Genomic DNA, 21002 nt, shown 5'->3' on the forward strand with positions numbered 1-21002 from the left:
GGGGAACCCTACATGCTCTTCAAGCGCGTCAAGCCGCTCGACCAGATTCTCGCCACCGCGGAAAAGAAATCGCTCGTCCGCCAGCTCGGCCCGTTCCAACTGACCATGCTGGGCATCGGCGCCATCATCGGCACCGGCATCTTCGTGCTCACCGCGGAGGCCGGCCAGAAGGCGGGTCCGGGCATGATGATCTCGTTCGTCATCGCCGCGGTGGTCTGCGCCCTTGCCGCCCTCGCCTACGCCGAACTCGCCTCGATGGTGCCGGTGGCCGGCTCCGCCTATACCTACACTTACGGCGTCCTCGGCGAGGGCGTCGCCTGGATCGTCGGCTGGGCGCTGGTGCTGGAATACACCATTGCCGCCAGCACGGTATGCGTCGGCTGGGCGGGCTACGTCAACGGCCTGCTGACGCATGCCGGATGGGGCCTGCCGCACTTCCTGCAGGTGGGCCCGATGGATGGCGGCAGCTTCAACCTGCTGGCCTGCCTGATCGGCCTGGCGGTCACCCTGCTGCTGGTGATCGGCACGTCCAAGTCGGCCAAAGTCAACACCGTGCTGGTGCTGATCAAGATCATCGCCCTCACCGCCTTCATCTTCGTGGCCCTTCCCGCAGTGAAGGACCAGAACTTCACGCCGTTCGTGCCCAACGGCTGGGGTAGTCCGATGGGCGGCATCGGCGTGCTCGGCGCAGCCGCCTCGATCGTGTTCGCCTACATCGGTTTCGATGCCATTTCCACCGCGGCGGAAGAAACCAAGAACCCCAACCGCAACATCCCGATCGCCCTGATCGCCTCACTGGGCGTGTGCACCGTCTACTACCTGCTGGTGAGCTACGCCGCCGTCGGTTCGGTCGGCGCGCAGCCCATGCTCGGCCCCGATGGCCTGGCGCTGGAGCCGGGCACCCCGGCGTTCGCGGCGGCCTGCAGCGGCTCGGAGGCGCTGGTGTGCAGCAAGGAAGCGCTGGCCCACGTCGTGCGCCTGCTCGGCCACAACAACACCGGCGCGTTCATCGCGTTCGCCGCCGGCATCGCGCTGCCGTCGGTGATCCTGACGATGACCTACGGCCAGACCCGCATCTTCTTCACCATGTCGCGCGACGGCCTGCTGCCGAGTTCGCTGGCCAAGATCCATCCGCGCTTCCACACGCCCCACGTGATCACGCTGATCACCGGCACCTTCGTTTCGCTGTTCGGTGCGCTGTTCCCGGTCGGCATCCTGGCCGACATCACCAACTCGGGCACGCTGTTCGCATTCATCATGGTGGCGATCGGCGTACTGATCCTTCGCCGCACGCAGCCGGCGCGCCCGCGTCCGTTCCGCACCCCGATGCCGTGGCTGATCTGCCCGCTCGCCGTCATCGGCTGCGTGCTGCTGTTCCTCAACCTGTCGAAGGAAGCCAAGATGACCTTCTTCGTGTGGGGCGCGATCGGCCTGGCGGTCTACTACCTCTACGGACACCGCAAGAGCCACCTGGCCAACGGCACCGAGCCGGTCTGACGGCCGGCAAACGCACCTCCAATGAGCCCGCCGGCACGGTGAGAACCGTGCCGGCTTCATGTCCGGAACGCCCATGCTGAAGCAGTTGCTTGCCTGCAAGACCGATTTTTCCAATGCCGACGATGCCCATGGCCCGACCTTGCGCCGCACGCTCGGCCCCTGGGGACTGACGGCGCTGGGCATCGGCGCGGTCATCGGCGGCGGCATCTTCGTGATCACCGGCCAGGCGGCAGCCGAGCATGCGGGCCCCGCGGTGATCCTGGCCTTCATCATCGCCGCCATTTGTTGCAGCTTCACGGCGCTGTGCTACGCCGAGTTCGCCACGCTGATCCCGATGTCGGGCAGTTCCTATTCCTACGCCTACGCGACGCTCGGCGAACTGGTGGCCTGGTTCATCGGCTGGAACATGGTGCTCGAATACGGCGTCTCGGCCTCGGCCGTGGCGGTGAGCTGGACCGGCTACTTCGTGAGCCTGCTCGACCACATCGGCATCCATCTTCCGCTGGTGCTGACCAATGCGCCGCTGGCCTACCAGGGCGGCCACCTCGTCGCGACCGGCGCGCTGTTCAACCTGCCGGCCGTGGCGATCGTGCTGGCGTTGACCTGGCTTTGCTACGTCGGCATCCGCGAATCCAGCGGCGCCAACGTAGCCATGGTGCTGCTCAAGGTCGGCCTGATCGTGGTGGTGATCGTCGCGGGCTGGAAGTACGTCAATCCCGATCTCTGGCACCCGTTCATTCCTGCCAACGAAGGACCGGAGAAATACGGCTGGTCGGGCATCATGCGCGCGTCGACCCTGGTGTTCTTCGCCTACATCGGATTCGAGGCGACCTCCACCGCGGCCCAGGAAGCGAAGAACCCGCAACGGGACCTTCCCATCGCGACGCTCGCGTCGCTGGCCATCTGCACCGTGCTCTACGTCGGCATGGCGGCGGTGATCACCGGCCTGCTGCCGTTCAACCTGCTCGGCACGGCCGAGCCGGTGGTCACCGCGGTCAAGGCCCACCCGGAACTGGAATGGCTGCGCTGGCTGGTCGAAATCGGCGCGCTGATCGGCCTGTCCTCGGTGGTGCTGGTGATGATCATCGCGCAGCCGCGCATCTTCATGATCATGGGCCGCGACGGCCTGCTGCCGCCGGTGTTCGCGCGCATCCATCCCCGCTATCGCACGCCGCACATCAACACCGTCATCACCGGGCTGGGCATCGCCGCGCTGGCGGCGGTATTCCCGCTCGACATACTGGGCGACCTGGTTTCGATGGGCACCTTGATCGCCTTCGTCGCCGTGTGCGCCGGCGTGCTGATCCTGCGGCGGACCCAGCCCGACCTCCCGCGCACCTTCCGCGTGCCCTGGGCGCCGCTGACCTGCGTGCTGGGCGTGCTGAGCTGCCTGGCGCTGCTGTACTGGGAGAACTGGTACCAGTGGCTGCTGCTGGGCATCTGGACCGTGATCGGCCTGGCCATCTACTTCGGCTATGGCCGCCGGCATAGCCTGCTGCGCAATCCGCGAACCGGCAGCCCCTGAGCGTTGGCCGGAGTTCGCAGGCGAACGCGGGAGTTCGCTTATTTAACGAAAAACTTGCGAAACCGAAATTGTCGAATTCCGGCCAAGTTTTATTGTTAACTAATTGATTCCAAACAACTTAACGGAAGTTTTCCGAGAAAAATCCGGCCGCCGATCGCCCCAACCGCTCGCTGCGGAGTATCATTCGAAGTCCGAGGGTTGATCACTTGGCAGTGGGCCCCGGATCGCCGCCCGGCGCGTCAGGCGGGTCAGCTCCTCAGCCTGACGCGTCTGGGCAGCACTTTTGAAGCCTGCCTTTCGGCCCTTTCCCCGCACACACACCTCGGCGCGCCTGCTGCGCGCCGACGCGATGCGTGAGTCCTTTAGGCCTTCTTCGGCGTATGCGACACGCACCAGCCCTTGGCGTTGACCGACTTGCCGGGGAACAACTGGCAGGGGCCATAGCCGGCCGTGCCGGTGCCGGAATAGAACTGGCAATTGGCGCAGACATCGCCAGCCTTGTGTTTCGGATTCTTCGACTGGCTGGCGTCCTCGACGTAGTCGAGCGCCTTGGCCGTCGGGTCGGACTCGGCCACGTGCGGCAGATCCGCCGCACGCGCGAAGCGCGGCAAACTCCCAACCACCGCCGCGGCCGCTGCGGTACCGGCCGCCACCTTGAGGAAACGCCTGCGCGACTGGAGATCGTTCTCTTGCGACATGGATGAACCTCCTGTTTCGCCACCGCGGACGCGGCGGCCCTGGCCGATGGTACGCTCGCGACGTCAATGAAACCTGACTTGCGAGAACGACTCGCATTTGTCGCGGGAAGCACCAGACCGCGTGCTATAGTCGCCCACCGTTTGGACGTCCAAATCCCCATGCAGGAACTCCCCTCCTCCGTCGATCCGGCCCGCTTCGCGTTGTGTGCGGACGCCATCGCCGATGCCGCGCGCGAACTGTCCGCGCTGGGCTGGACACCGGCCACCAGCAGCAACTTCTCCATGCGCATCGACGAGGAGCTTGCCGCGGTCACTATCTCCGGCCGCGACAAGGGCAAGCTCGGGCGCGAGGACATCATGCTGGTGGACATGGCCGGGCACCCGGTCGGCACCCGCGCCCGCCCCAGCGCCGAAACCGAATTGCATACCCAGCTCTACCGCCGCATGCCGGCCGTCCAGGCCGTACTGCACACGCATTCGCGCACGCAGAGCGTGGCCTCGCGGCTGTTCGCCCGCGCCGGGCGGATCGTGCTGGAAGGCTGGGAACTGCAGAAGGCCATCACCGGCTACACCACGCACGAGAGCGTGCTCGAGATCCCGGTGTTCCCCAACACCCAGCACATGCCCGAGCTGGTCGCCCAGGTCGATGCCTGGCTCGACGCCGGCAAGCCGCTGCACGCCTACCTGATCGACGGCCACGGCATCTATGCCTGGGGCGCCGACATGGCGCAGGCGCGCCGCCACCTCGAAGCACTCGAATTCCTGCTCGGTTGCGAGCTCGATCTCAGGAGACTGTCCGCATGAGCCGCCTGCGCATCTACGACGAAGCCCATCCGGACCAACCCCTGGGCGTGCATACCCGACTGGAAGACATCGCCCGCGAGCTCGGTGACGTCGGCGTCCGTTTCGAGCAGTGGGAGGCAAGCGCCCCCATCGCCCCCGGCGCCAGCCAGGAGGAAGTCATCGCCGCCTACCGCGCCGACATCGACCGGCTGATGCGCGAGGAGGGCTACCAGTCCGTCGACGTGATCAGCCTGGCGCCCGATCACCCCGATCGCGCGGCGCTGCGGCGCAAGTTCCTGAGCGAACACACCCACAGCGAGGACGAGGTGCGCTTCTTCGTTGCCGGCAGCGGCCAGTTCACCCTGCACCTGCGCGGCAAGGTCTACGACGTGCTGTGCGAAGCGGGCGACCTGATCGGCGTGCCGGATGGCACGCCGCACTGGTTCGACATGAGCGAATCGCCCTACTTCGTCGCCATCCGCCTTTTCAGCAACAAGGAAGGCTGGGTCGCCAACTTCACCGGCGCGGACATCGCCGAGCGCTTCCCGCGGATGGAACCCTCAGCGCGCTGAGGAGATGGGCAAGGATCGCGCTGCGCGGTGCAACAAGAGCTTGACGTCCACCGATCTCCACGCGCATCCGCCGGCGCTGCGGCTATGCTGGCGCTTCCCCAACGCACATGACGCCCATGACCACCCTCCGCGCCATCGTCACCGACATCGAAGGCACCACCAGCTCGATCAGCTTCGTCAAGGACGTGCTGTTCCCCTATGCGCGCAAGCGCCTGCCCGCGTTCGTCGAAACGCATGCCGACCGGCCCGAAGTGCAGCACTGGTTGCACGAAGCGGCCAAGGAAGCGGGAATCGTCGAGGCCACCCGCCAGGAGATCATCGAGCTGCTGCTGGGCTGGATCGACCAGGACCGCAAGTCCACCGCGCTCAAGGCGCTGCAGGGCATGGTCTGGCAGGAGGGCTATGAGGCGGGCGAGTACCGTGCGCACGTCTACCCGGAGGTCGCCGCCCGGCTGCACGACTGGCGCGCCGACGGCTTGCACCTGTACGTCTACTCCTCCGGCTCGGTGCCCGCGCAGCGGCTGTTCTTCCGCTATAGCGAAGCGGGCGACCTGACGCCGCTGTTCGCCGGCTACTTCGACACCGAAACCGGCCCCAAGCGCGAAACCGATTCCTACGTCCGGATCGCCGAGGCATTGGGCGAGCGCCCGGAACACATCCTGTTCCTTTCCGACATCGTCGAGGAGCTGGACGCCGCGCGGGCGGCCGGCCTGCAGACCGGATGGCTGGTCCGCCCCCCGCAGCCGATGCCCGCGCAGCCGCGCCATCCCGTGCATGCCGGCTTCGACACCATCCGGATCTGACGGCCGCGATGCGTACCGCACTGATCGCCCTGCTCGCCTTCGCCGCCGGCATCCTGGCGATGCTCCTGGTGCGGGAACGGCTGCCGTCAGCGGCCGTGCCCCACGCGCAGGCGCCGCTGGTGCAACCGGTCGCTCCGGCGAGTGCGCTGCCGCCGCCGGACGATGCCGAGACCGAAACTGCGCCGGGCGATGACAATGACTGGCCCGAACAGGCTCCCACGCCCGAGCAGGTGATCTACGCGCAACCGCAGCGGCTGGATCAGGCTCTCGCACGACTGGGGCCGCGTGTGCCGGGCAAGCCGAACCTGTACCTGGTGGCCTTTGCCGGCGACGGCGGCGAGGACGTGTTCCGCAACGAGGCCGAGTACGCGGCGCAGCTGTTCACCCGCCGCTTCGGCCCCAGCGCCCACGCGCTGGTGCTGGAGAACAATCCCGATACGCTCGCCACCCGCCCGCTCGCCACCTGGAGCAACCTGGAGCACGCACTGGATGGCCTGGCCCGGACGATGGATCCGCAACAGGACATCCTGCTGCTCTACCTCACCAGCCACGGCAGCGAGGCCCACGACCTGCTGGTGGACATGGACCCGCTGCCGCTGGACCAGATCGGTGCGGACGACCTGGGTTCCATCCTCAAGGCGCGGCCGTTCAAGTGGAAGGTCGTGGTGGTCAATGCCTGCTATTCGGGCGGGTTCGTGCCCTCGCTGCAGGGCGCCGGTACCCTGGTGATCACCGCGGCGCGCAGCGACCGCAGCTCGTTCGGCTGCGGCAACGATTCGGCCGCCACCTATTTCGGTCGCGCGTGGCTCATCGACGCGCTCAACCGCACGACCGATTTCATCACCGCCTTCAGACAGGCTTCCGATGAGGTCGCCACCTGGGAGCGGCAGGACCACCTGCTCGCCTCGGAACCGCAGATCGACATCGGCTCGGGCATCGCAGGCCAGCTTTCGAAATGGCAGGCCGGCATCCGACCCGGACCGGCTGTGCCCTTCGATCCAGGCACGGCGGCCACGGCCCTGCAGAAAAAGGCGGCTGCCGCGCGGTAGCGGCTAGGGTGCCTGGGCGGCACCGCCATGCCCATCCGGCGGATGACGCTCGGCCAGCACGCGCGCCACCTGGTCCCAACCCAGGCCCCGCGAGCGCAGCAGCACGATCAGGTGATAGACCAGGTCCGCCGCCTCCCCGAGCAGCGCGGCGTCGTCCTGGGCGACGGCGGCCAGCGCGGTTTCCACGCCTTCCTCGCCCACCTTCTGCGCCATCCGGCGCACGCCGCTCTCCAGCAAATGCGTGGTGTAGCTTCCGGCCGGGCGCTCCCGGGCGCGCCACGCGACCAGCGCATCGAGCTCGGCCAGGAAGCCACCTGGCGGGCGCACCGTATCGCCGAAGCAGCTGCGCGTGCCCCGGTGGCAGGTCGGACCGGCGGGCTCCGCGAGCACCAGCAACGCGTCGGCATCGCAATCGACGTGCAGCGCCTTGAGCCTGAGCACGTTCCCCGAGCTTTCGCCCTTGGTCCACAGGCGCCGCTTGCTGCGGCTGTGGAAGGTGACGCATCCGCTGGCGCGGGTCGCCGCGAGTGCATCGGCATCCATGTAGCCGAGCATCAACACTTCGCCAGTGAGCCAGTGCTGCACGATCGCCGGCACCAGGCCGCCGCCCTTGGCAAAATCCACGTTCACTTCGCCGCCTTCCAGATTCATGCCGCCTCCACCGCGGGCAGTACCCGTACCGCCACACCCTGCACCGCCAGCCACTGCTTGAGCGCCGGCACCTCGATGGCACCCGTGTGGAACACGCTGGCCGCCAGCGCCCCGTCCACATCGGCCCCGACGAAGACGTCGCGGAAATGCTCGCGCGTACCGGCGCCGCCGGAGGCGACCAGGGGCACTTCGCATAGCGCGCGTGCCTGCGTCAGTTGCGCGATGTCGTAGCCCTGGCGCACGCCGTCGCTGCCCATGCAGTTGAGCACGATCTCCCCCGCACCCAGGCGCTGCGCCTCGACGATCCAGTCCAGCGTGCGCCTTGCCAGCGCCTGCGTGCGCGAGGGATCGCCGGTGTACTGACGCACGCGCCACTCCCCGTCGGCATCGCGGAGCGAGTCGATGCCCACGACCACGCACTGCACCCCGAAGGCTTCCGCCAGCTCGCCGATCAACGCCGGCCGCTGCAACGCCGGCGAATTGACCGAGACCTTGTCGGCGCCGGCATGGAGCACGGCGCGCGCCTCCTCCACGCTGCTGATGCCGCCGGCCACGCAGAACGGGATGTCGATCACCCGCGCCACCCGTTCGACCCAGCCGCGGTCGACCGTGCGACCTTCCGGGCTGGCGGTGATGTCGTAGAAGACCAGCTCGTCGGCGCCCGCGTCGCGGTAGCGCAACGCCAGCTCGACGATGCCGCCGACCACCGCGTGGTCGCGGAAACGCACGCCCTTGACCACCTGGCCATCGCGTACGTCCAGGCAGGGGATGATGCGGCGGCTCAGCATCCGGTTGCCTCCCCCGCCTGCACGAACGGACCTTGCAGCGCCAGCGCCTCGCGCAGCGTGAAGCGACCTTCCAGCAGCCCTCGCCCGAGGATCACTCCATGCGCGCCGGCAGCCTTTGCGGCGAGGATGTCGTCCACCGAACGCACGCCGCCGGACGCCTGCACGGCCAGCGTGGGCGCGATGACCGCAAGGTGGCGATAGAGCGCAAGGTTGAAACCGGCAAGCATGCCGTCGCGGTCGATGTCGGTGCACAGCAGGTGGCGGGCGCCGTGCGCCGCGTACCAGGGGGCCAGATCGTCGAGCGTGCGCGTTTCGGGCTGGGTCCAGCCGGCACTGGGCAAGGTCCATCGATCATCGACCCAGCGCGTATCCAGCGCGATGGTGAAGCGCTCGCCGCCATGGCGTTCCAGCCAGCCCGCCACGCGCACCGGCTCGCGGATCGCCACGCTGCCCAGCACCACGCGCCGCACGCCGGCATCGAACAGCCGGTGCACATCGCCGATGCCGCGCACGCCGCCGCCCGCCTGCACGCTCAGGCCGGTGCGCGCGATGGCCTCGATGACCGCCAGGTTGGCCAGGCCGCCGGCCTTGGCGCCGTCCAGGTCGACCAGGTGCAGCCATCGCGCGCCGTCCGCCGCATAGGTCTCGGCGAGCGCCAGCGGATCGTTCGCGTAGGTGGTCTGCCGCGCGTAGTCGCCCTGAGCCAGGCGCACCACCTGGCCGGCGCGCAGGTCGATGGCGGGGATGATGTCGATGCTCATAGTGCTAGGAAGTTGCGCAGCAGGCGGGCGCCCACCGCAGCCGAGCGTTCCGGATGGAACTGCATGCCGAAGAAGTTGCCCTGCGCGATCACGGCCGAGAACGGCTGGCCGTGGTCGGCCGAGGCCAAGGTGTAGTCGCCCACCGGCACCGCGTAGCCGTGCACGAAGTAGGCTTGCGCGTCGGGGGCGATACCTGCGAGCAAGGGATGTGTCCCAAGCGCCCGCAGCCGGTTCCAGCCCATATGCGGAACACGCAATCCCGGCGCGGGCTTCATCCGCCGCACGGGAGCGGCGATCAAGCCCAGGCAGTCCACGTCGCCCTCGTCCGAATGGCTGCACAGCAATTGCATCCCCAGACAGACGCCCAGCACCGGCTGCCGCAGTCCGCGCAACAGCTCCACCAGGCCCAGTTCGCGCAGACGCGCCATGGCCGGACCCGCGGCGCCGACGCCCGGCAGGATCACCTTGCCCGCGCCGCGGATGGCGTCCGGCTCGGCGGTGAGCGGCGCGTCCACGCCCAGGCGCTGCAGCGCATAACGGACCGAGCCGATGTTGGTGCCGCCGGCGTCGACCAACACCACCGAAGATCCGCGGGAACCCATGGCATCCCCGCTACCGCGCCTTCCCGGCGACAGTCCGGGAACAGCGGTTGCCGCGGACGTCACAGCGCCCCCTTGGTGCTAGGCAGCTCGCTGCCCTCGCGCCGCAATGCCTGGCGCAATGCACGGGCGACCACCTTGAAGCAGGCCTCGACCATGTGATGGGCATTTTCGCCGCGCACCGAGAGGTGCAGGTTGGCGCCCAGGGTTTCGCACAGCGAGCGGAAGAAATGCGGCACCAGCTCGGTCGGCAGCCCGCCGACGTGTTCGCGCGGAAAGCGGCCCTCGAACACGAAACACGGCCGCCCCGACAGATCCAGCGCGGCGCTGGCCAGGGACTCGTCCATCGGCAAGGTAAAGCCGTAGCGGCCGATGCCGCGCTTGTCGCCCAGCGCCTGGCGCAGGGCCTGCCCGAGCGCGAGCGCGCAGTCCTCCACCGTGTGGTGCTCGTCCACCCCGATGTCGCCTTCGCAGCCGAGCGTCAGCGCGAAGCCGCCGTGCTTGCCCAGCTGGTCGAGCATGTGGTCGAAGAAGCCCAGCCCTGTCCGCACTTGCGATTCGCCTGGTCGATCCAGATCCACGGCCACCGCGATCGAGGTCTCGCGCGTGCGCCGCGCCACCGTACCCAAGCGCGGCGCGTCGAGCAGCCGATGCGCGACGCCGGCCCAATCCAGCCCCGGCCCCAGGCGGAAGCCGCGCACACCCAGGTTGGCGGCCAGCTGCAGATCGCTTTCGCGGTCGCCGACCATGGCCGAGGCGGCGCGGCCCCAGCCATCGTCGGCCAGGTAATGGCGCAGCAGGCCCACGCCCGGCTTGCGCGTGTCCAGGCCTTCGTGCGCGAAGCTGCGGTCGATCAGCACCTCGGCGAACACGATGCCCTGCGAGGCGAGGATGCGCAGCAGCAGATCCTGCGGCCCGCGGAAGGCCTCCTCGGGAAAGCTGGGCGTACCCAAGCCGTCCTGGTTGCTGACCATCACCAGTTCGTAGCCGGCCGCCATGCAGCGCTGCAGCGCGCCGACCACGCCGGGCACCAGGTCGAGCTTGTCGTAGCTGTCGATCTGCTCGTCCGGCGGCTCGACGATCAGGCAGCCGTCCCGGTCGACGAAGAGGATCTTGCGGCTCATGCGGACGCCTCCTGGGAAAGCCGACGTCCTCCCGACGCGGGCTCGGCCAGCACGGCGAGTACCCGGTCGTTCTGCGCCGGCGTGCCCACGGTGATGCGCAAGGCATCGTGCAGGCCGGTGTAACGGCGTACGTCGCGCACCACGATGCCCGCGCCGAGCAGGCGGCGGAATGCGCCATCGGCATCGTCGAAGCGCACGGCCAGGAAATTCGCCTGCGACGGCAGCACGGCGCGCACGCCGGGCAGGCCATGCAGCGCAGCGGCCATGCGCAAGCGCTCGGCGCGGACGGTAGCGATACGCGCACGCGCCGCCGCCTGCCCCTCCGCCGACAAGGCCCGCAAGGCCGCCGCAAGGCAGGGCCGCGGCACCGGATACGGCGGCAGGATGCGCCGCAACAGCGCCACCACGGCAGGATTGGCAAGCAGGCAACCGATGCGCGCCCCGGCCAGGGCCCAGGCCTTCGACAGCGTGCGCAGCACGACCAGGTGCTCGTAGCGGTCGAGCAGCGTCGCCGCGCCGGCCTCGTCGGCAAACTCCGCGTAGGCCTCGTCCACCACCAGCAGCGCACGCCCGGCCAGTTGCCGGGCCAGGCGCTCGACCTGCTGCAGCGCCACGCCGGCGCCGGACGGGTTGTTCGGCGCACAGACGAAAACCAGCTTCACCGCGGGAGTGAGCGCCGCCAATACCGCATCGACGTCCAGCGCGAAGCCCGCGGCCAGCGGCACCTCGACCACCGCCGCATGCTGGATGCGCGCACATACCGCGTACATGCCAAACGTGGGCGGCTGCACCAGGATCGCATCCTGACCGGCGCGGCAGAACGCGCGCACCAGCAGGTCGATCGCCTCGTCGCTGCCGCGACCGACCAGCACCTGCCCGGCGCGCACGCCGTAGAGCGCGGCCAGCCGGTCGAGCAGCGCCGCCGGCTGCGGATCCGGATAGCGGTGGCAATCCAGCCCCTCGTCGCCGAACGGCGCCCAGGGCGACTCGTTGGCATTGAGCAGCACCTCGCCGCCGGCCGCCTCCATGCGCGCGGAGGAATACGGCACCAGCGCGCGGATCTCCGCGCGCGCGAGTTCGATCACGCTCATGCGACCGGCACCCTTGCGTCCATCGGCTGCAGCGCGGCCAGGCGCAGGGTCACCGCCCGGCGGTGCGCCTCCAGTTGCTCGGCCGCGGCGAGCGTGGCCGTGCACGGGCCGATCGCCTGCAGGCCGGCGGGGGTCAGCTCCTGCACGCTGATCTGCTTCTGGAAGCTCGCCACCGACAGGCCGCTGTAGCTGCGCGCGTAGCCGTAGGTCGGCAGCACATGGTTGCTGCCGCTGGAGTAGTCGCCCACGGATTCGGGCGTCCACGCGCCGAGGAACACCGAGCCGGCGCTCTGCACGCGGTCGAGCCAGGCGCGCGGCTCGGCGACCTGGAGGATCAGGTGCTCGGGTGCGTAGCGGTTGCTCACCGCCAGCGCCTCGTCGAGCGAACCCACCTCGATCAGCCGGCTGTGCGAGAGCGCCTCGCGTGCGATGGCGGCGCGGGGCAAGGCCGCGCACTGCCGTTCGATCTCGCTCGCCACCGCATCCAGCAACGCCGACGACGGACTGACCAGCAACACCTGCGAGTCCGGCCCGTGCTCGGCCTGCGACAGCAGGTCCGCCGCCACGAAGGCGGGTCGCGCCTGCGCGTCGGCGATCACCAGCACTTCCGACGGGCCTGCCGGCATGTCGATCGCCGCGCCCTGCGGATCGATCGACACCTGCAGCTTCGCCTCGGTCGCCCAGGCATTGCCGGGGCCGAACAGCTTGTCGCAACGGGGCACGCTGGCGGTGCCGTAGGCCATGGCGGCGATCGCCTGCGCGCCGCCGAGCTTGAACACCCGGTGGGCGCCGACAACACGCGCGGCGTAGAGCACCGCCGGGTCGCAGCGGCCGTCCGGCCGCGCCGGCGAGCACAGCACCACCTGCGGGCAGCCCGCGATGCGCGCCGGCACGCCCAGCATCAGCGCGGTCGAGGGCAATGGCGCGCTGCCGGCGGGCACGTACAGGCCGACCCGGCCGATCGGCCGCTGCACGCGCTCCACCCGCACGCCGGGCGCGGTATCGACCGCCACCGACCCGGGAGCGGCGGCGCGGTGGAACGTCTCGATGCGCGCCGCCGCCTCGCGGATCGCCGCCTTCAGCGCCGGGTCGAGCGCGGCCTGCGCCTCGTCTATCTCGGCCGCCGTCACCTCCAGGCTTTCCAGCCGGACCCGGTCGTAGGCATTGGTGAAGCGGAACAGCGCATCGTCACCGTGCATCCGCACGGCGGCGAGGATCCGCTGTACGCCTTCGCGCAGCTCGTCCGCGCGTACCTGCTCCGGCCGCGCCAGTGCGTCGGCGCGGCCGCGCTCGTCCAGACGGTTCCAGTCCAGCCGCTTCATGCCAGCATCCGCTCCACCGGCAGTACGAACATCTCGCGCGCGCCGGCCTTCTTGATCTCTTCCAGTTGGCGCCAGCCCACCTCGCCGGCGCACAGAGCCTGCAGCATCACCTGGTCCGGCTGGCCGGCCAGCGGCAGCAAGGTCGGCTGCGGCCCGCCCGGCAACAGGCGGGTGATCGCCTCCAGCGAGCCACGCGCGGCCTGCAACAACAGCAGGCGCGATTCGCGCACCTGGATCACCCCGTCGATGCGCTTGAGCAGCAGTTCGACCAGGTCGCCGCGCTCGTCGGCCGGCAACACCTGCGGCCCGACCAGCAGCGCCTCGCTCTGCAGCACCACCTCCGTCTCGCGCAACTGGTTGGCCGCCAACGTGCCGCCGCTCTGCACCAGGTCGCAGATGGCATCGGCCGTGCCCAGCCGGGGCGCGATCTCCACCGAACCGGCCAACGTCACCACGCCCGCATCGATGCCGCGCTCGCGCAGCCACTGGCCGAGCAGGCCCGGATAGGACGTGGCGATGCGCCGCCCGGCCAGGTCGGCCGGGCCGGCATAGTCCAGCTCCTGCGGCACCGCCAGCGACAACCGGCAACGGCCGAAGCCCAGCGCGCGCCATTCGGCCAACGTGAGCTGATCCTCGCCCCCGCAAGTGAGCTGGTATTCGTTGAGCACGTTGCGCCCGACGATGCCCAAGTCGCACACGCCCTGGGCGATCAGCCCGGGAATGTCGTCGTCACGCACCAGCAGCAGGTCCACCGGCTCGCCCTCGCCGAAGCAGAACAGCTTGTCGCGGCTCTGCCGGAAGCTGAGCCCGCAGCGCGTGAGCAGATCCTGCGCCGGCTCGGTGAGCCGGCCGGACTTCTGCATGGCGATGCGCAAGCGGTCGCGCGGCCTCACGGCGACACCTTCGCGAGTTTGCGCTTACGCGCCGCGCGCGCCGCCGCCGCGAGGTAGCCGCCGTTGCCCTGGTTGAGGAAGCGCGCGACCCGCCCGATGGTGGTGATGCTCACCCCCGTGCGCTCGTGGATCTCCCGGTAGGGCAGCTCCTCCTGCAGGTACGGCACCACCCGCCAGCGATCCACCAGCGCCTCCAGCTCCGCCGGCGTGCACAGGTCATGCAGGAACGCCTGCATCTCGTCCACGTCGCGCAGCGCCAGCAGCGCCTCGCAGAGGCTGCGCTCCACCGACTCGTTCGGGGTCTCGGGGTCGATCGCTCGTCGCTTCATAATGTACTAACGCGCTAATACGAAAGCTCAAAGGTACAGCAGCGTTTGTGAGCACGCAACCGCGCGAAGTCCGGGAACGATTCGGGAGGTACCTTCTTGGGCAGTTGCGGCCGGCCGATGCCTACTGCGGTAGGTGCAGGCGTGGGCGCCAAGAGCGGTAGACGCCCCGACCATCGATCCACCCGCGACTTCTGCTGCTGGCTTGCGAAGCCGTCCGCCTTGAACGAATTGTTGGGAAGCGGAGATCCGGCCTAGATGCTTTCGCGACTCGCACGGACGCGCCGGTCGAGTACTTCGAAGAACTCTTCCGGCAATTGCGCCTTGACCGGCACCCGCCACCATCCCGGCTGCGCGAAGCGCCGGCACTTGATGGCGTCCTTGTCGGTCATCAGCACCGGCAGTTCCTCGCCGAAGTGGAAATCGGCGGGAGCGAAGGTGTGGTGGTCGGGGAAGGCGTGTTCGATCGGCAGGATGCCGTAGGCGCGCAAGCTGTCGAAGAAGCGCGCGGGATGGCCGATGGCGGCGACCGCGTGGACGCGCTGCCCGGTGAAGGAGGTGAGCGTCTGGCGGCTCTCGTCCACCAGCGAACAGGCATCGCCGCCCACGAGCTCCATGGGGTAGGCGCCCATGCGTTCGCCGCCGTTGCACACGCGGATGTCCGCGGTCGCCAGGCGTATCAACGGTTCGCGCAGCGGGCCGACGGGCAGCAGGCGGCCGTTGCCGAAGCCGCGCACGGCGTCGATGACGCAGATCTCCACGTCGCGGGCGAGCCGGTAATGCTGCAGGCCGTCGTCGGCGATGACCAGGTCGCAACCGGCGTCGATCAACAGGCGCGCCGTGGCGGGGCGGTCGCGGCCTACCGCCACCGGGATGCCGTGCGCGCGAATCAGGCTGGGTTCGTCGCCTACCTGCAACGGGTTGGGGGACGCAGTCAGCAGCACCGGCTCGCGCTGGCGTCCGCCGTAGCCGCGGCTGACCACGCCGGGCGCGAAGCCGCGCTCGCGCAATGCCTGGGCCACGGCGATCGTCAACGGCGTCTTGCCCGTGCCGCCGACGGTGATGTTGCCGATCACCACCACCGGCACCGGCAGGCTCACGCTGCGCAGCCAGCCGCGCCGGTAGAGCGCCCGGCGCAGGCCGGTCACGCCGCCGTAGAGCCAGGACAGGGAGTAGGTCCACCAGGGCGTACGACCCTCGCCGTACCAGGCACGCTCGAGTCGTTGTTCGAGCGCCACGGCGGCCTAGCCCTCGTCCTGTTCGTGGAACTGCATGCGGTGCAAGGCCGCGTACTGGCCGCCCCGGGCGATCAGTTCGGCGTGCGTCCCACGCTCGACGATGCGCCCCTGGTCCATCACCGCGATCTGGTCGGCGTGCTCGATGGTGGACAGGCGATGGGCGATGACCAGCGTGGTGCGGTCGCGCATCAAACGCTGCAGAGCCTGCTGGATCAGCCGTTCCGATTCGGTGTCCAGCGCACTGGTCGCTTCGTCAAGCACCAGGATGGGGGCGTTCTTGAGGACCGCGCGGGCGATCGCCAGGCGCTGGCGCTGGCCGCCGGAAAGCATGTTGCCACCCTGCCCGATCGGGCTGTGGATGCCCTGCGGCATGCGCTGGATGAACTCCATCGCGTTGGCCGCCTCGGCGGCCGCGATGATCTCGTCCTCGCTGGCGCCGGCAAGTTCCCCGTAGGCGATGTTTTCCGCGATGCTGCCGTCGAACAGCACCACGCTCTGCCCCACCCAGCCGATCTGCGCGCGCAGCGAGGCGAGGGTGTATTCGCGGTAGTCGGCGCCATCGAGCACGATGCGCCCGGCGCTGGGCTCCAGGAAGCGCGGCAGCAGGCTGACCAGGCTGCTCTTGCCGCTGCCCGAGCGACCGACCAGCGCTGTCACGCTGCCCGGCGCACAGTGCAGGTCGACTCCGCGCAGGGCATCGGTTTCGCTGCGCGGATAGCGCAGGCGCACGCCCTCGAAGCGGATGTCGCCGTGCGTATGCTCCAGCGCGATGCACCCCTGGTCTAGCTCCGGCGGCATGTCGATGACTTCGAACAAGTCTTCGGCCGCGGAAATGCCGCGCTGGATGTTCGCCTGGACGTTCGCCAGCCGCTTCAGCGACGGCATCATGGCGCCCATGGCCGTGAGCACCGTGACGAACACGCCCGGCGAGATCGCGTCGATGACGTTCGGCCGCGTCGCCAGATACACGAGCAAGGCCAGCGCGAGCGCCGCCACGGTCTGGATCGCCGTACTCGAACTGGCGCTGGTGGAGGCGATCTTCATGTTGAGGCGGCGCGCCCGGTTGGACACCTCCGCGAAGCGGACCGCCTCGTGCTTCTGGCCGCCGTATACGCGCACTTCCCGGTGGGCGCTGACCGATTCGCCGACCGTGCCGGTCACCGAGCCCATCGAGCCCTGGATACGCCGGCTGATCTGCCGGTAGCGCTTGCTGACGACCGTGGCCACCAGCGCGATGCCCGGCGCCATCATCAGCAGCGTGAGCGACAGATAGGCGCTATTGCTCAGCATCACGTACAGCATGCCGATCACGGTGACGCCTTCGGTCACCACGATCTTCAGGGCATCGGTGGAAGCGGAGGCCACCTGTTCGCTGGTGTAGGTGATGCGCGAGATCTGCTGCCCGGAGGGCTCGCTGCCGAAGAAAGCGGCCGGCAGGCGCAGATAGGCCCTGAAGACGTCCGCCTGCATCGCCTGCACCACGTTGCGTCCCACATAGGAAATGCCGTAGTTGCTGACGAAGGTGCCGACGCCGCGCACCAGAAAGATCGCCACGATCCAGATCGGCATCCAGAAGATCAGGTAGGGGTCCTTCCTGGCGAACAGGTCGTCGATCATCGGCCGCAGCTTCTGGGTGAACGCCGTCAACGCGCCGCCGTCGACCGCCATGCCCAGGATCGCCACCAGCCCGATCGGCCACCAGCGCCGCGTATAGCCGAGCAACCGCTTGTAGACGCGCAGGGTGTCGGCGTCCCAGAGGGCGACCTTGCGGGCCGTCAACGCGCGGCTTCCTGGCTGGGTGTAGTGGCAATGGACAGGTGCGTGAAGCCGAGCTGCCCTAGCGCGTCCATCGCGGTCACCACGTTCTGGTGCGGCGTCATGGCGTCGGCGCGGAGGGTGACCGGGCGGTCATGGTCTTCGCCGGCCACGCGGGCGATCGCCTGCTTGAGCGGTTCGACCCCCTGCCCCATCACCTCGTCGCTGCCTACGTAGTAGCGGCCGTCGCGGTCGATCATCACGGTGAGCGCCGGAGCCTGCATGTCGCGGTCTTCGGCGCTGGCCTGCGGCAGGGTGACCTGCAGGCGCGAGTGCTGCACGAAGGTGGTCGTCAGCACGAAAAACATCAGCAGCGTCAGCAGCACGTCGATCAACGAGATCACGTTGATCTCGAAATCGTCCTGCCGACGGTCGGAACCGATACGCATGCGTGGCCTCAGCCGGCGTTGGAAGCGGCGGCGGGCGCGCGGCGCGGGCGCGCCGCCGGCACGGCGGTGCCGGTCAGCTCGTCCAGCAGCGCGGTGGCCTGCTTCTCCATCTCGATGCAGTAACCGGCCACCTTGGAGCGGAAGTAGCGGTGCAGCACGTAGGCCGGGATCGCCACGATCAGGCCGGTGGCCGTACAGATCAGCGCCTCGCCGATGCCGCCGGCCATCTTGGTCGGGTCGGCCATGCCGCCACCCATCACCTGCATGAACATGCGGATCAGGCCGATCACCGTGCCCAGCAGGCCCAGCAGCGGACCGATCAGCGCGATGGTGCCCAGCGTGTTGAGGTAGCGCTCCATACGGTGGACCACGTGGCGGCCGGTGTCCTCGATGCGCTCCTTGATCTGCTCGCGCGGGCGGTTGCGCACGGCGAGCGCGCCGGCCAGCAGCTCGCCCAGCGGCGAGCCGGCGGCGAGGGCGTCCAGGTGCTTGGGATCGAGCTGGCCGCTGCGCGCCCACTGGCGCACTTCCTCGCCCAGGCCATCGGGCAGCACCGACTTGCGGCGCAGTGTCCACCAGCGCTCCAGCACGATCGCCAGAGCCGCCGCCGAGCACACCAGGATGGGCAGCATCGCCCAACCGCCAGCCATCAGAATTTCGAGCACTGCCAACTCCCGCTACAGCTACTTCCCAAGGGAAGGCGGCATCATAGCAGTCCCTTCAGGGGGTTCCGCGGCGCGCTTGGCAGTTGCAAAACGCCGTTCATTCACGCCAGTAGCGTGGTTCGCGCAGGCGCCAGCTGGCGGACTCGACGGGCGGTCCATCCGCAGGCGCATCGATCTGGATCGCGCCGCGCACGGCGGTGTTCAGCAGGGGCACTCCGGCGGCACGGTAACGCTGGAGCACCAGCGGATGCGGATGGCCAAAGCGGTTGTGCCAGCCGGCCGAGACCAGCGCCAGGGTCGGCTGCAGCGCAGCGATGAACGCCGGATCGGAGGAATAGCGGCTGCCGTGGTGCGGCACCACCAATACGGTCGGCCGCGCCGGTCCCACGGCCTCGATCACCGCCGGCTCGGCCCCGCTGCTGATGTCGCCGGTAAGCAGCAGGCGCCCGCCGGCGCCATCCACCGCCAGCACGCAGGAACGGTCGTTGGGCCGCGCGGTTGCGCCGGCGACGGGCGACAGCACGCGGAAGCGCACGCCGTCCCAGGTCCACTCCATGCCCGCCTGGCAAGCCGGCATGGGCACCGGCATCCGCTGTGGCTCGCCGGCATAGCGCAACGCCTCGGGGTAGGCCCTCACCACGGCCGCGGTGCCGCCGGCGTGGTCGTTGTCGGCGTGACTGACCATCAGCAGGTCGAGCGTGTCGATGCCCAGTGCGTGCAGCGAAGGCACCACCACGGCTTGCCCCAGGTCGAATCCCGACGGGTAGCGGGCGCCGGCGTCGTAGACCATCGCATGGTGCCGGGTACGCAGGATGACCGACAGCCCCTGCCCCACGTCCAGTACCCATGCCTGGAAACCGCCCGGCGCCGGCAGCCGCTGCGCCGGCCAGGCCAGCGGCAGGAACAGCAACAGGCCGAGCCCGCGCAATGGCAGGCCCCGTGGCGCGAACAGCCACAACGCGCCCACTGTGGCCAGCAGCAACGCCCACGCTTGCACCTCGGGCAGATACCAGTGGGCGCCAGGCCAGGTCGCCATCCGCTGCAGCAGCCACCATTGCGCGTGCGCGAGTGCCGCGGCCAGGTGCAGAACCGGGGTCGCCGCCGGCGGGACGAGCAGCAGCAACAACAGCGCGACGAGCGCCACCGGCACGATCACGAAGCTGACGAAGGGCACTGCGATCAGGTTGGACAGCGCTCCCACCAGCGACGCCTCGCCGAAAAACCATTGGGTCAGCGGCAGCAGCGCCACCGTCATCACCACCTGGCCGGCCGACAATTCGTGCAGGAAGCCGCGCCAGCCCCGCGGCCGCGTCGTGAGGCAGAGCATCAGGAACGCCACGCCGACGAAGGACAACCAGAAGCCGGCCGCCAGCACGGCCAGCGGATCGGCCAGCACGATCGCGACCAAGGCCAGCGCCAGCGTCTGCGCTCCGCCGACGGTCCGGCGGCTCCAGCGGGCCATGGCCACCACCGCGATCATCAGCAAGGTACGCACCGTCGGCAGGCTCAGCCCCGCCAGCACGCCATAGGCGAACGCCGCAAGGAGCGCGCCGGCCGCCTGGGCAGGCAGACGCGGCAGCCGCAACGCCAGCCCCGGCCAGAGCAGGTACAGCAGGCGCGCAAGCGCTACGCCAAAGAGCGCGGCGACGCCGACGTGGAATCCGGAAATCGCGATCAGGTGCGGCACGCCGTTGGCGCGCGCCACCTCCCAGTCGTCCTGGTCCAACCCACGGGTGTCGCCGATCGAAAACGTCTGCAGCAGCGCCGCGTCATGCGGATCATGGACCCGCGCGGCGATGTCGGCGGCGATGCGTTCGCGCAGGCCGTCCACGCACAGGCGCGTACGCAGCAGGCGGTTGTCCGGATCGTCCCGCACATAGCCCACCGCGGCGATGCGCCGCTCCAGCGCGCTCCGCTCGCTGTCGGCCCCGCCCGGATCGATCAGCCCGCGCGGCCGGCGCAGACGCACATGCAGCTGCCACTGCGAGCAGGCCGGTACGGCGGGAGCCTCGTCGTACCAGCTGAGCCGTACGTGGCCATGCAGCGGCACCGTCTTGCCATCCAGCATGGCGTGCTCGGCGTCGAGCACGAAACGCGTGGCATCGCTGCGGGCCAGCGGCAGCTCGACCACCGTACCGACGACATCGAAGTCGCGTCCCTCGAGCTCGCGCGGCAGGCGCAGCTCCAGTGCCAGCGCGCCGCGCCAGATCGCCCACGCCGCGCCGAGCAGGGCGATCGCCGGCATGCCAAGCAGCGGCCAGCGTCGGCTGGCCAGGAGCGCGACCAGCCCCGGCAGCACGCCCCACGTCGCAGGCGGCAGCGCCGGCAACCACTGCACCGCCAGCACCCCGAGCAGAAGCGCGATGCCCACTCCCACCGCGCCGGGCATCCCTGCCGTGCGCATACGCCCTCC

At 69.4% G+C, this 21002-nt stretch carries 21 protein-coding genes; 6 read left to right on the plus strand and 15 right to left on the minus strand.

Annotation, left to right across the window (positions count from 1 at the left end; translation table 11 throughout):
* Positions 1-12 precede the first annotated feature (12 nt).
* The gene (locus VGU03_RS11585; RefSeq protein ID WP_327480644.1) at positions 13-1497 is read left to right on the plus strand and encodes an amino acid permease; all 1485 of its coding nucleotides are present in this window, start codon (positions 13-15) and stop codon (positions 1495-1497) included.
* Between the two features lie 73 nt (positions 1498-1570).
* Entirely contained in the window at positions 1571-3022 is a 1452-nt protein-coding gene (locus VGU03_RS11590; RefSeq protein WP_327480646.1) for an amino acid permease, read from the plus strand.
* Positions 3023-3384: 362 nt separating this feature from the next.
* On the opposite strand, the gene VGU03_RS11595 is transcribed toward VGU03_RS11590, so the two are convergent.
* Entirely contained in the window at positions 3385-3720 is a 336-nt protein-coding gene (locus VGU03_RS11595; RefSeq protein ID WP_327480648.1) for a high-potential iron-sulfur protein, read from the minus strand.
* 159 nt (positions 3721-3879) lie between these two features.
* Here VGU03_RS11595 and VGU03_RS11600 point away from each other — a divergent pair, with 159 nt between their 5' ends.
* The 4 genes from VGU03_RS11600 (at position 3880) to VGU03_RS11615 (ending at position 6927) form a co-directional block, all read left to right on the plus strand.
* Positions 3880-4524, plus strand: a complete 645-nt coding sequence (locus VGU03_RS11600) for a methylthioribulose 1-phosphate dehydratase (RefSeq protein WP_327480650.1) — start codon at positions 3880-3882, stop codon at positions 4522-4524.
* Positions 4521-5075: an acireductone dioxygenase gene (locus VGU03_RS11605; RefSeq protein ID WP_327480652.1), complete on the plus strand. Its 555-nt coding sequence runs from the start codon at positions 4521-4523 to the stop codon at positions 5073-5075. The genes VGU03_RS11600 and VGU03_RS11605 overlap by 4 nt, the downstream gene beginning before the upstream one ends.
* Positions 5076-5191: 116 nt before the next feature.
* Positions 5192-5878: an acireductone synthase gene (gene mtnC / locus VGU03_RS11610; protein ID WP_327480654.1), complete on the plus strand. Its 687-nt coding sequence runs from the start codon at positions 5192-5194 to the stop codon at positions 5876-5878.
* 8 nt (positions 5879-5886) lie between these two features.
* On the plus strand, positions 5887-6927 hold the full coding sequence (locus VGU03_RS11615) for a C13 family peptidase (protein WP_327480656.1): 1041 nt from the start codon (positions 5887-5889) through the stop codon (positions 6925-6927).
* Between the two features lie 3 nt (positions 6928-6930).
* Here the strand turns inward: VGU03_RS11615 and hisIE are convergent, their stop codons facing one another.
* The 14 genes from hisIE to VGU03_RS11685 form a co-directional block, all read right to left on the minus strand.
* Complete coding sequence (gene hisIE, locus VGU03_RS11620; protein WP_327480659.1) at positions 6931-7578, minus strand: bifunctional phosphoribosyl-AMP cyclohydrolase/phosphoribosyl-ATP diphosphatase HisIE; 648 nt, start codon at positions 7576-7578, stop codon at positions 6931-6933.
* A complete protein-coding gene (gene hisF / locus VGU03_RS11625) occupies positions 7575-8366 on the minus strand; it encodes an imidazole glycerol phosphate synthase subunit HisF (RefSeq protein ID WP_327480661.1) in 792 nt (263 codons plus the stop codon). The genes hisIE and hisF overlap by 4 nt, the downstream gene beginning before the upstream one ends.
* Entirely contained in the window at positions 8360-9127 is a 768-nt protein-coding gene (locus tag VGU03_RS11630) for a 1-(5-phosphoribosyl)-5-[(5-phosphoribosylamino)methylideneamino] imidazole-4-carboxamide isomerase (protein WP_327480663.1), read from the minus strand. The genes hisF and VGU03_RS11630 overlap by 7 nt, the downstream gene beginning before the upstream one ends.
* Positions 9124-9729, minus strand: a complete 606-nt coding sequence (gene hisH, locus VGU03_RS11635; protein ID WP_327480665.1) for an imidazole glycerol phosphate synthase subunit HisH — start codon at positions 9727-9729, stop codon at positions 9124-9126. Before hisH ends, VGU03_RS11630 begins: the two co-directional genes overlap by 4 nt.
* A 59-nt stretch (positions 9730-9788) precedes the next feature.
* On the minus strand, positions 9789-10850 hold the full coding sequence (gene hisB / locus VGU03_RS11640) for a bifunctional histidinol-phosphatase/imidazoleglycerol-phosphate dehydratase HisB (RefSeq protein WP_327480667.1): 1062 nt from the start codon (positions 10848-10850) through the stop codon (positions 9789-9791).
* Complete coding sequence (gene hisC / locus VGU03_RS11645) at positions 10847-11941, minus strand: histidinol-phosphate transaminase (RefSeq protein WP_327480669.1); 1095 nt, start codon at positions 11939-11941, stop codon at positions 10847-10849. The genes hisB and hisC overlap by 4 nt, the downstream gene beginning before the upstream one ends.
* On the minus strand, positions 11938-13263 hold the full coding sequence (hisD, locus tag VGU03_RS11650; protein ID WP_327480671.1) for a histidinol dehydrogenase: 1326 nt from the start codon (positions 13261-13263) through the stop codon (positions 11938-11940). The genes hisC and hisD overlap by 4 nt, the downstream gene beginning before the upstream one ends.
* On the minus strand, positions 13260-14126 hold the full coding sequence (gene hisG, locus VGU03_RS11655) for an ATP phosphoribosyltransferase (RefSeq protein ID WP_327480992.1): 867 nt from the start codon (positions 14124-14126) through the stop codon (positions 13260-13262). Before hisG ends, hisD begins: the two co-directional genes overlap by 4 nt.
* 26 nt (positions 14127-14152) lie before the next feature.
* Positions 14153-14485: a YerC/YecD family TrpR-related protein gene (locus VGU03_RS11660; protein ID WP_327480674.1), complete on the minus strand. Its 333-nt coding sequence runs from the start codon at positions 14483-14485 to the stop codon at positions 14153-14155.
* Between the two features lie 251 nt (positions 14486-14736).
* Entirely contained in the window at positions 14737-15720 is a 984-nt protein-coding gene (gene lpxK, locus VGU03_RS11665) for a tetraacyldisaccharide 4'-kinase (RefSeq protein WP_327480676.1), read from the minus strand.
* A gap of 6 nt (positions 15721-15726) precedes the next feature.
* Complete coding sequence (msbA, locus tag VGU03_RS11670; RefSeq protein ID WP_327480678.1) at positions 15727-17499, minus strand: lipid A export permease/ATP-binding protein MsbA; 1773 nt, start codon at positions 17497-17499, stop codon at positions 15727-15729.
* Complete coding sequence (locus VGU03_RS11675; protein WP_327480680.1) at positions 17496-17924, minus strand: biopolymer transporter ExbD; 429 nt, start codon at positions 17922-17924, stop codon at positions 17496-17498. Before VGU03_RS11675 ends, msbA begins: the two co-directional genes overlap by 4 nt.
* An 8-nt stretch (positions 17925-17932) precedes the next feature.
* Positions 17933-18574: a MotA/TolQ/ExbB proton channel family protein gene (locus VGU03_RS11680; protein ID WP_327480994.1), complete on the minus strand. Its 642-nt coding sequence runs from the start codon at positions 18572-18574 to the stop codon at positions 17933-17935.
* Positions 18575-18686: 112 nt separating this feature from the next.
* Positions 18687-20993 carry a DNA internalization-related competence protein ComEC/Rec2 gene (locus tag VGU03_RS11685; protein WP_327480682.1) on the minus strand — a complete coding sequence of 769 codons (2307 nt, stop codon included), beginning with the start codon at positions 20991-20993 and terminating at the stop codon, positions 18687-18689.
* Between the last annotated feature and the right edge of the window lie 9 nt (positions 20994-21002).

The sequence above is a fragment of the Frateuria sp. genome, assembly GCF_035944355.1.
Taxonomy (GTDB): Bacteria; Pseudomonadota; Gammaproteobacteria; order Xanthomonadales; family Rhodanobacteraceae; genus Frateuria_A.

Bases quoted from the DNA above. Each gene is read 5' to 3' on its own strand.
- VGU03_RS11585 (WP_327480644.1), top strand. From the start codon at position 13: ATGCTCTTCAAGCGCGTCAAGCCGCTCGACCAGATTCTCGCCACCGCG.
- VGU03_RS11615 (WP_327480656.1), top strand. From the start codon at position 5,887: ATGCGTACCGCACTGATCGCCCTGCTCGCCTTCGCCGCCGGCATCCTG.
- VGU03_RS11685 (WP_327480682.1), bottom strand. From the start codon at position 20,993: ATGCGCACGGCAGGGATGCCCGGCGCGGTGGGAGTGGGCATCGCGCTT.
- mtnC (WP_327480654.1), top strand. From the start codon at position 5,192: ATGACCACCCTCCGCGCCATCGTCACCGACATCGAAGGCACCACCAGC.
- VGU03_RS11605 (WP_327480652.1), top strand. From the start codon at position 4,521: ATGAGCCGCCTGCGCATCTACGACGAAGCCCATCCGGACCAACCCCTG.
- VGU03_RS11600 (WP_327480650.1), top strand. From the start codon at position 3,880: ATGCAGGAACTCCCCTCCTCCGTCGATCCGGCCCGCTTCGCGTTGTGT.
- hisD (WP_327480671.1), bottom strand. From the start codon at position 13,263: ATGAAGCGGCTGGACTGGAACCGTCTGGACGAGCGCGGCCGCGCCGAC.
- hisB (WP_327480667.1), bottom strand. From the start codon at position 10,850: ATGAGCCGCAAGATCCTCTTCGTCGACCGGGACGGCTGCCTGATCGTC.
- VGU03_RS11630 (WP_327480663.1), bottom strand. From the start codon at position 9,127: ATGAGCATCGACATCATCCCCGCCATCGACCTGCGCGCCGGCCAGGTG.
- VGU03_RS11595 (WP_327480648.1), bottom strand. From the start codon at position 3,720: ATGTCGCAAGAGAACGATCTCCAGTCGCGCAGGCGTTTCCTCAAGGTG.
- hisH (WP_327480665.1), bottom strand. From the start codon at position 9,729: ATGGGTTCCCGCGGATCTTCGGTGGTGTTGGTCGACGCCGGCGGCACC.
- hisIE (WP_327480659.1), bottom strand. From the start codon at position 7,578: ATGAATCTGGAAGGCGGCGAAGTGAACGTGGATTTTGCCAAGGGCGGC.
- VGU03_RS11675 (WP_327480680.1), bottom strand. From the start codon at position 17,924: ATGCGTATCGGTTCCGACCGTCGGCAGGACGATTTCGAGATCAACGTG.
- VGU03_RS11660 (WP_327480674.1), bottom strand. From the start codon at position 14,485: ATGAAGCGACGAGCGATCGACCCCGAGACCCCGAACGAGTCGGTGGAG.
- VGU03_RS11590 (WP_327480646.1), top strand. From the start codon at position 1,571: ATGCTGAAGCAGTTGCTTGCCTGCAAGACCGATTTTTCCAATGCCGAC.
- hisF (WP_327480661.1), bottom strand. From the start codon at position 8,366: ATGCTGAGCCGCCGCATCATCCCCTGCCTGGACGTACGCGATGGCCAG.
- hisC (WP_327480669.1), bottom strand. From the start codon at position 11,941: ATGAGCGTGATCGAACTCGCGCGCGCGGAGATCCGCGCGCTGGTGCCG.
- hisG (WP_327480992.1), bottom strand. From the start codon at position 14,126: ATGCAGAAGTCCGGCCGGCTCACCGAGCCGGCGCAGGATCTGCTCACG.
- VGU03_RS11680 (WP_327480994.1), bottom strand. From the start codon at position 18,574: ATGGCTGGCGGTTGGGCGATGCTGCCCATCCTGGTGTGCTCGGCGGCG.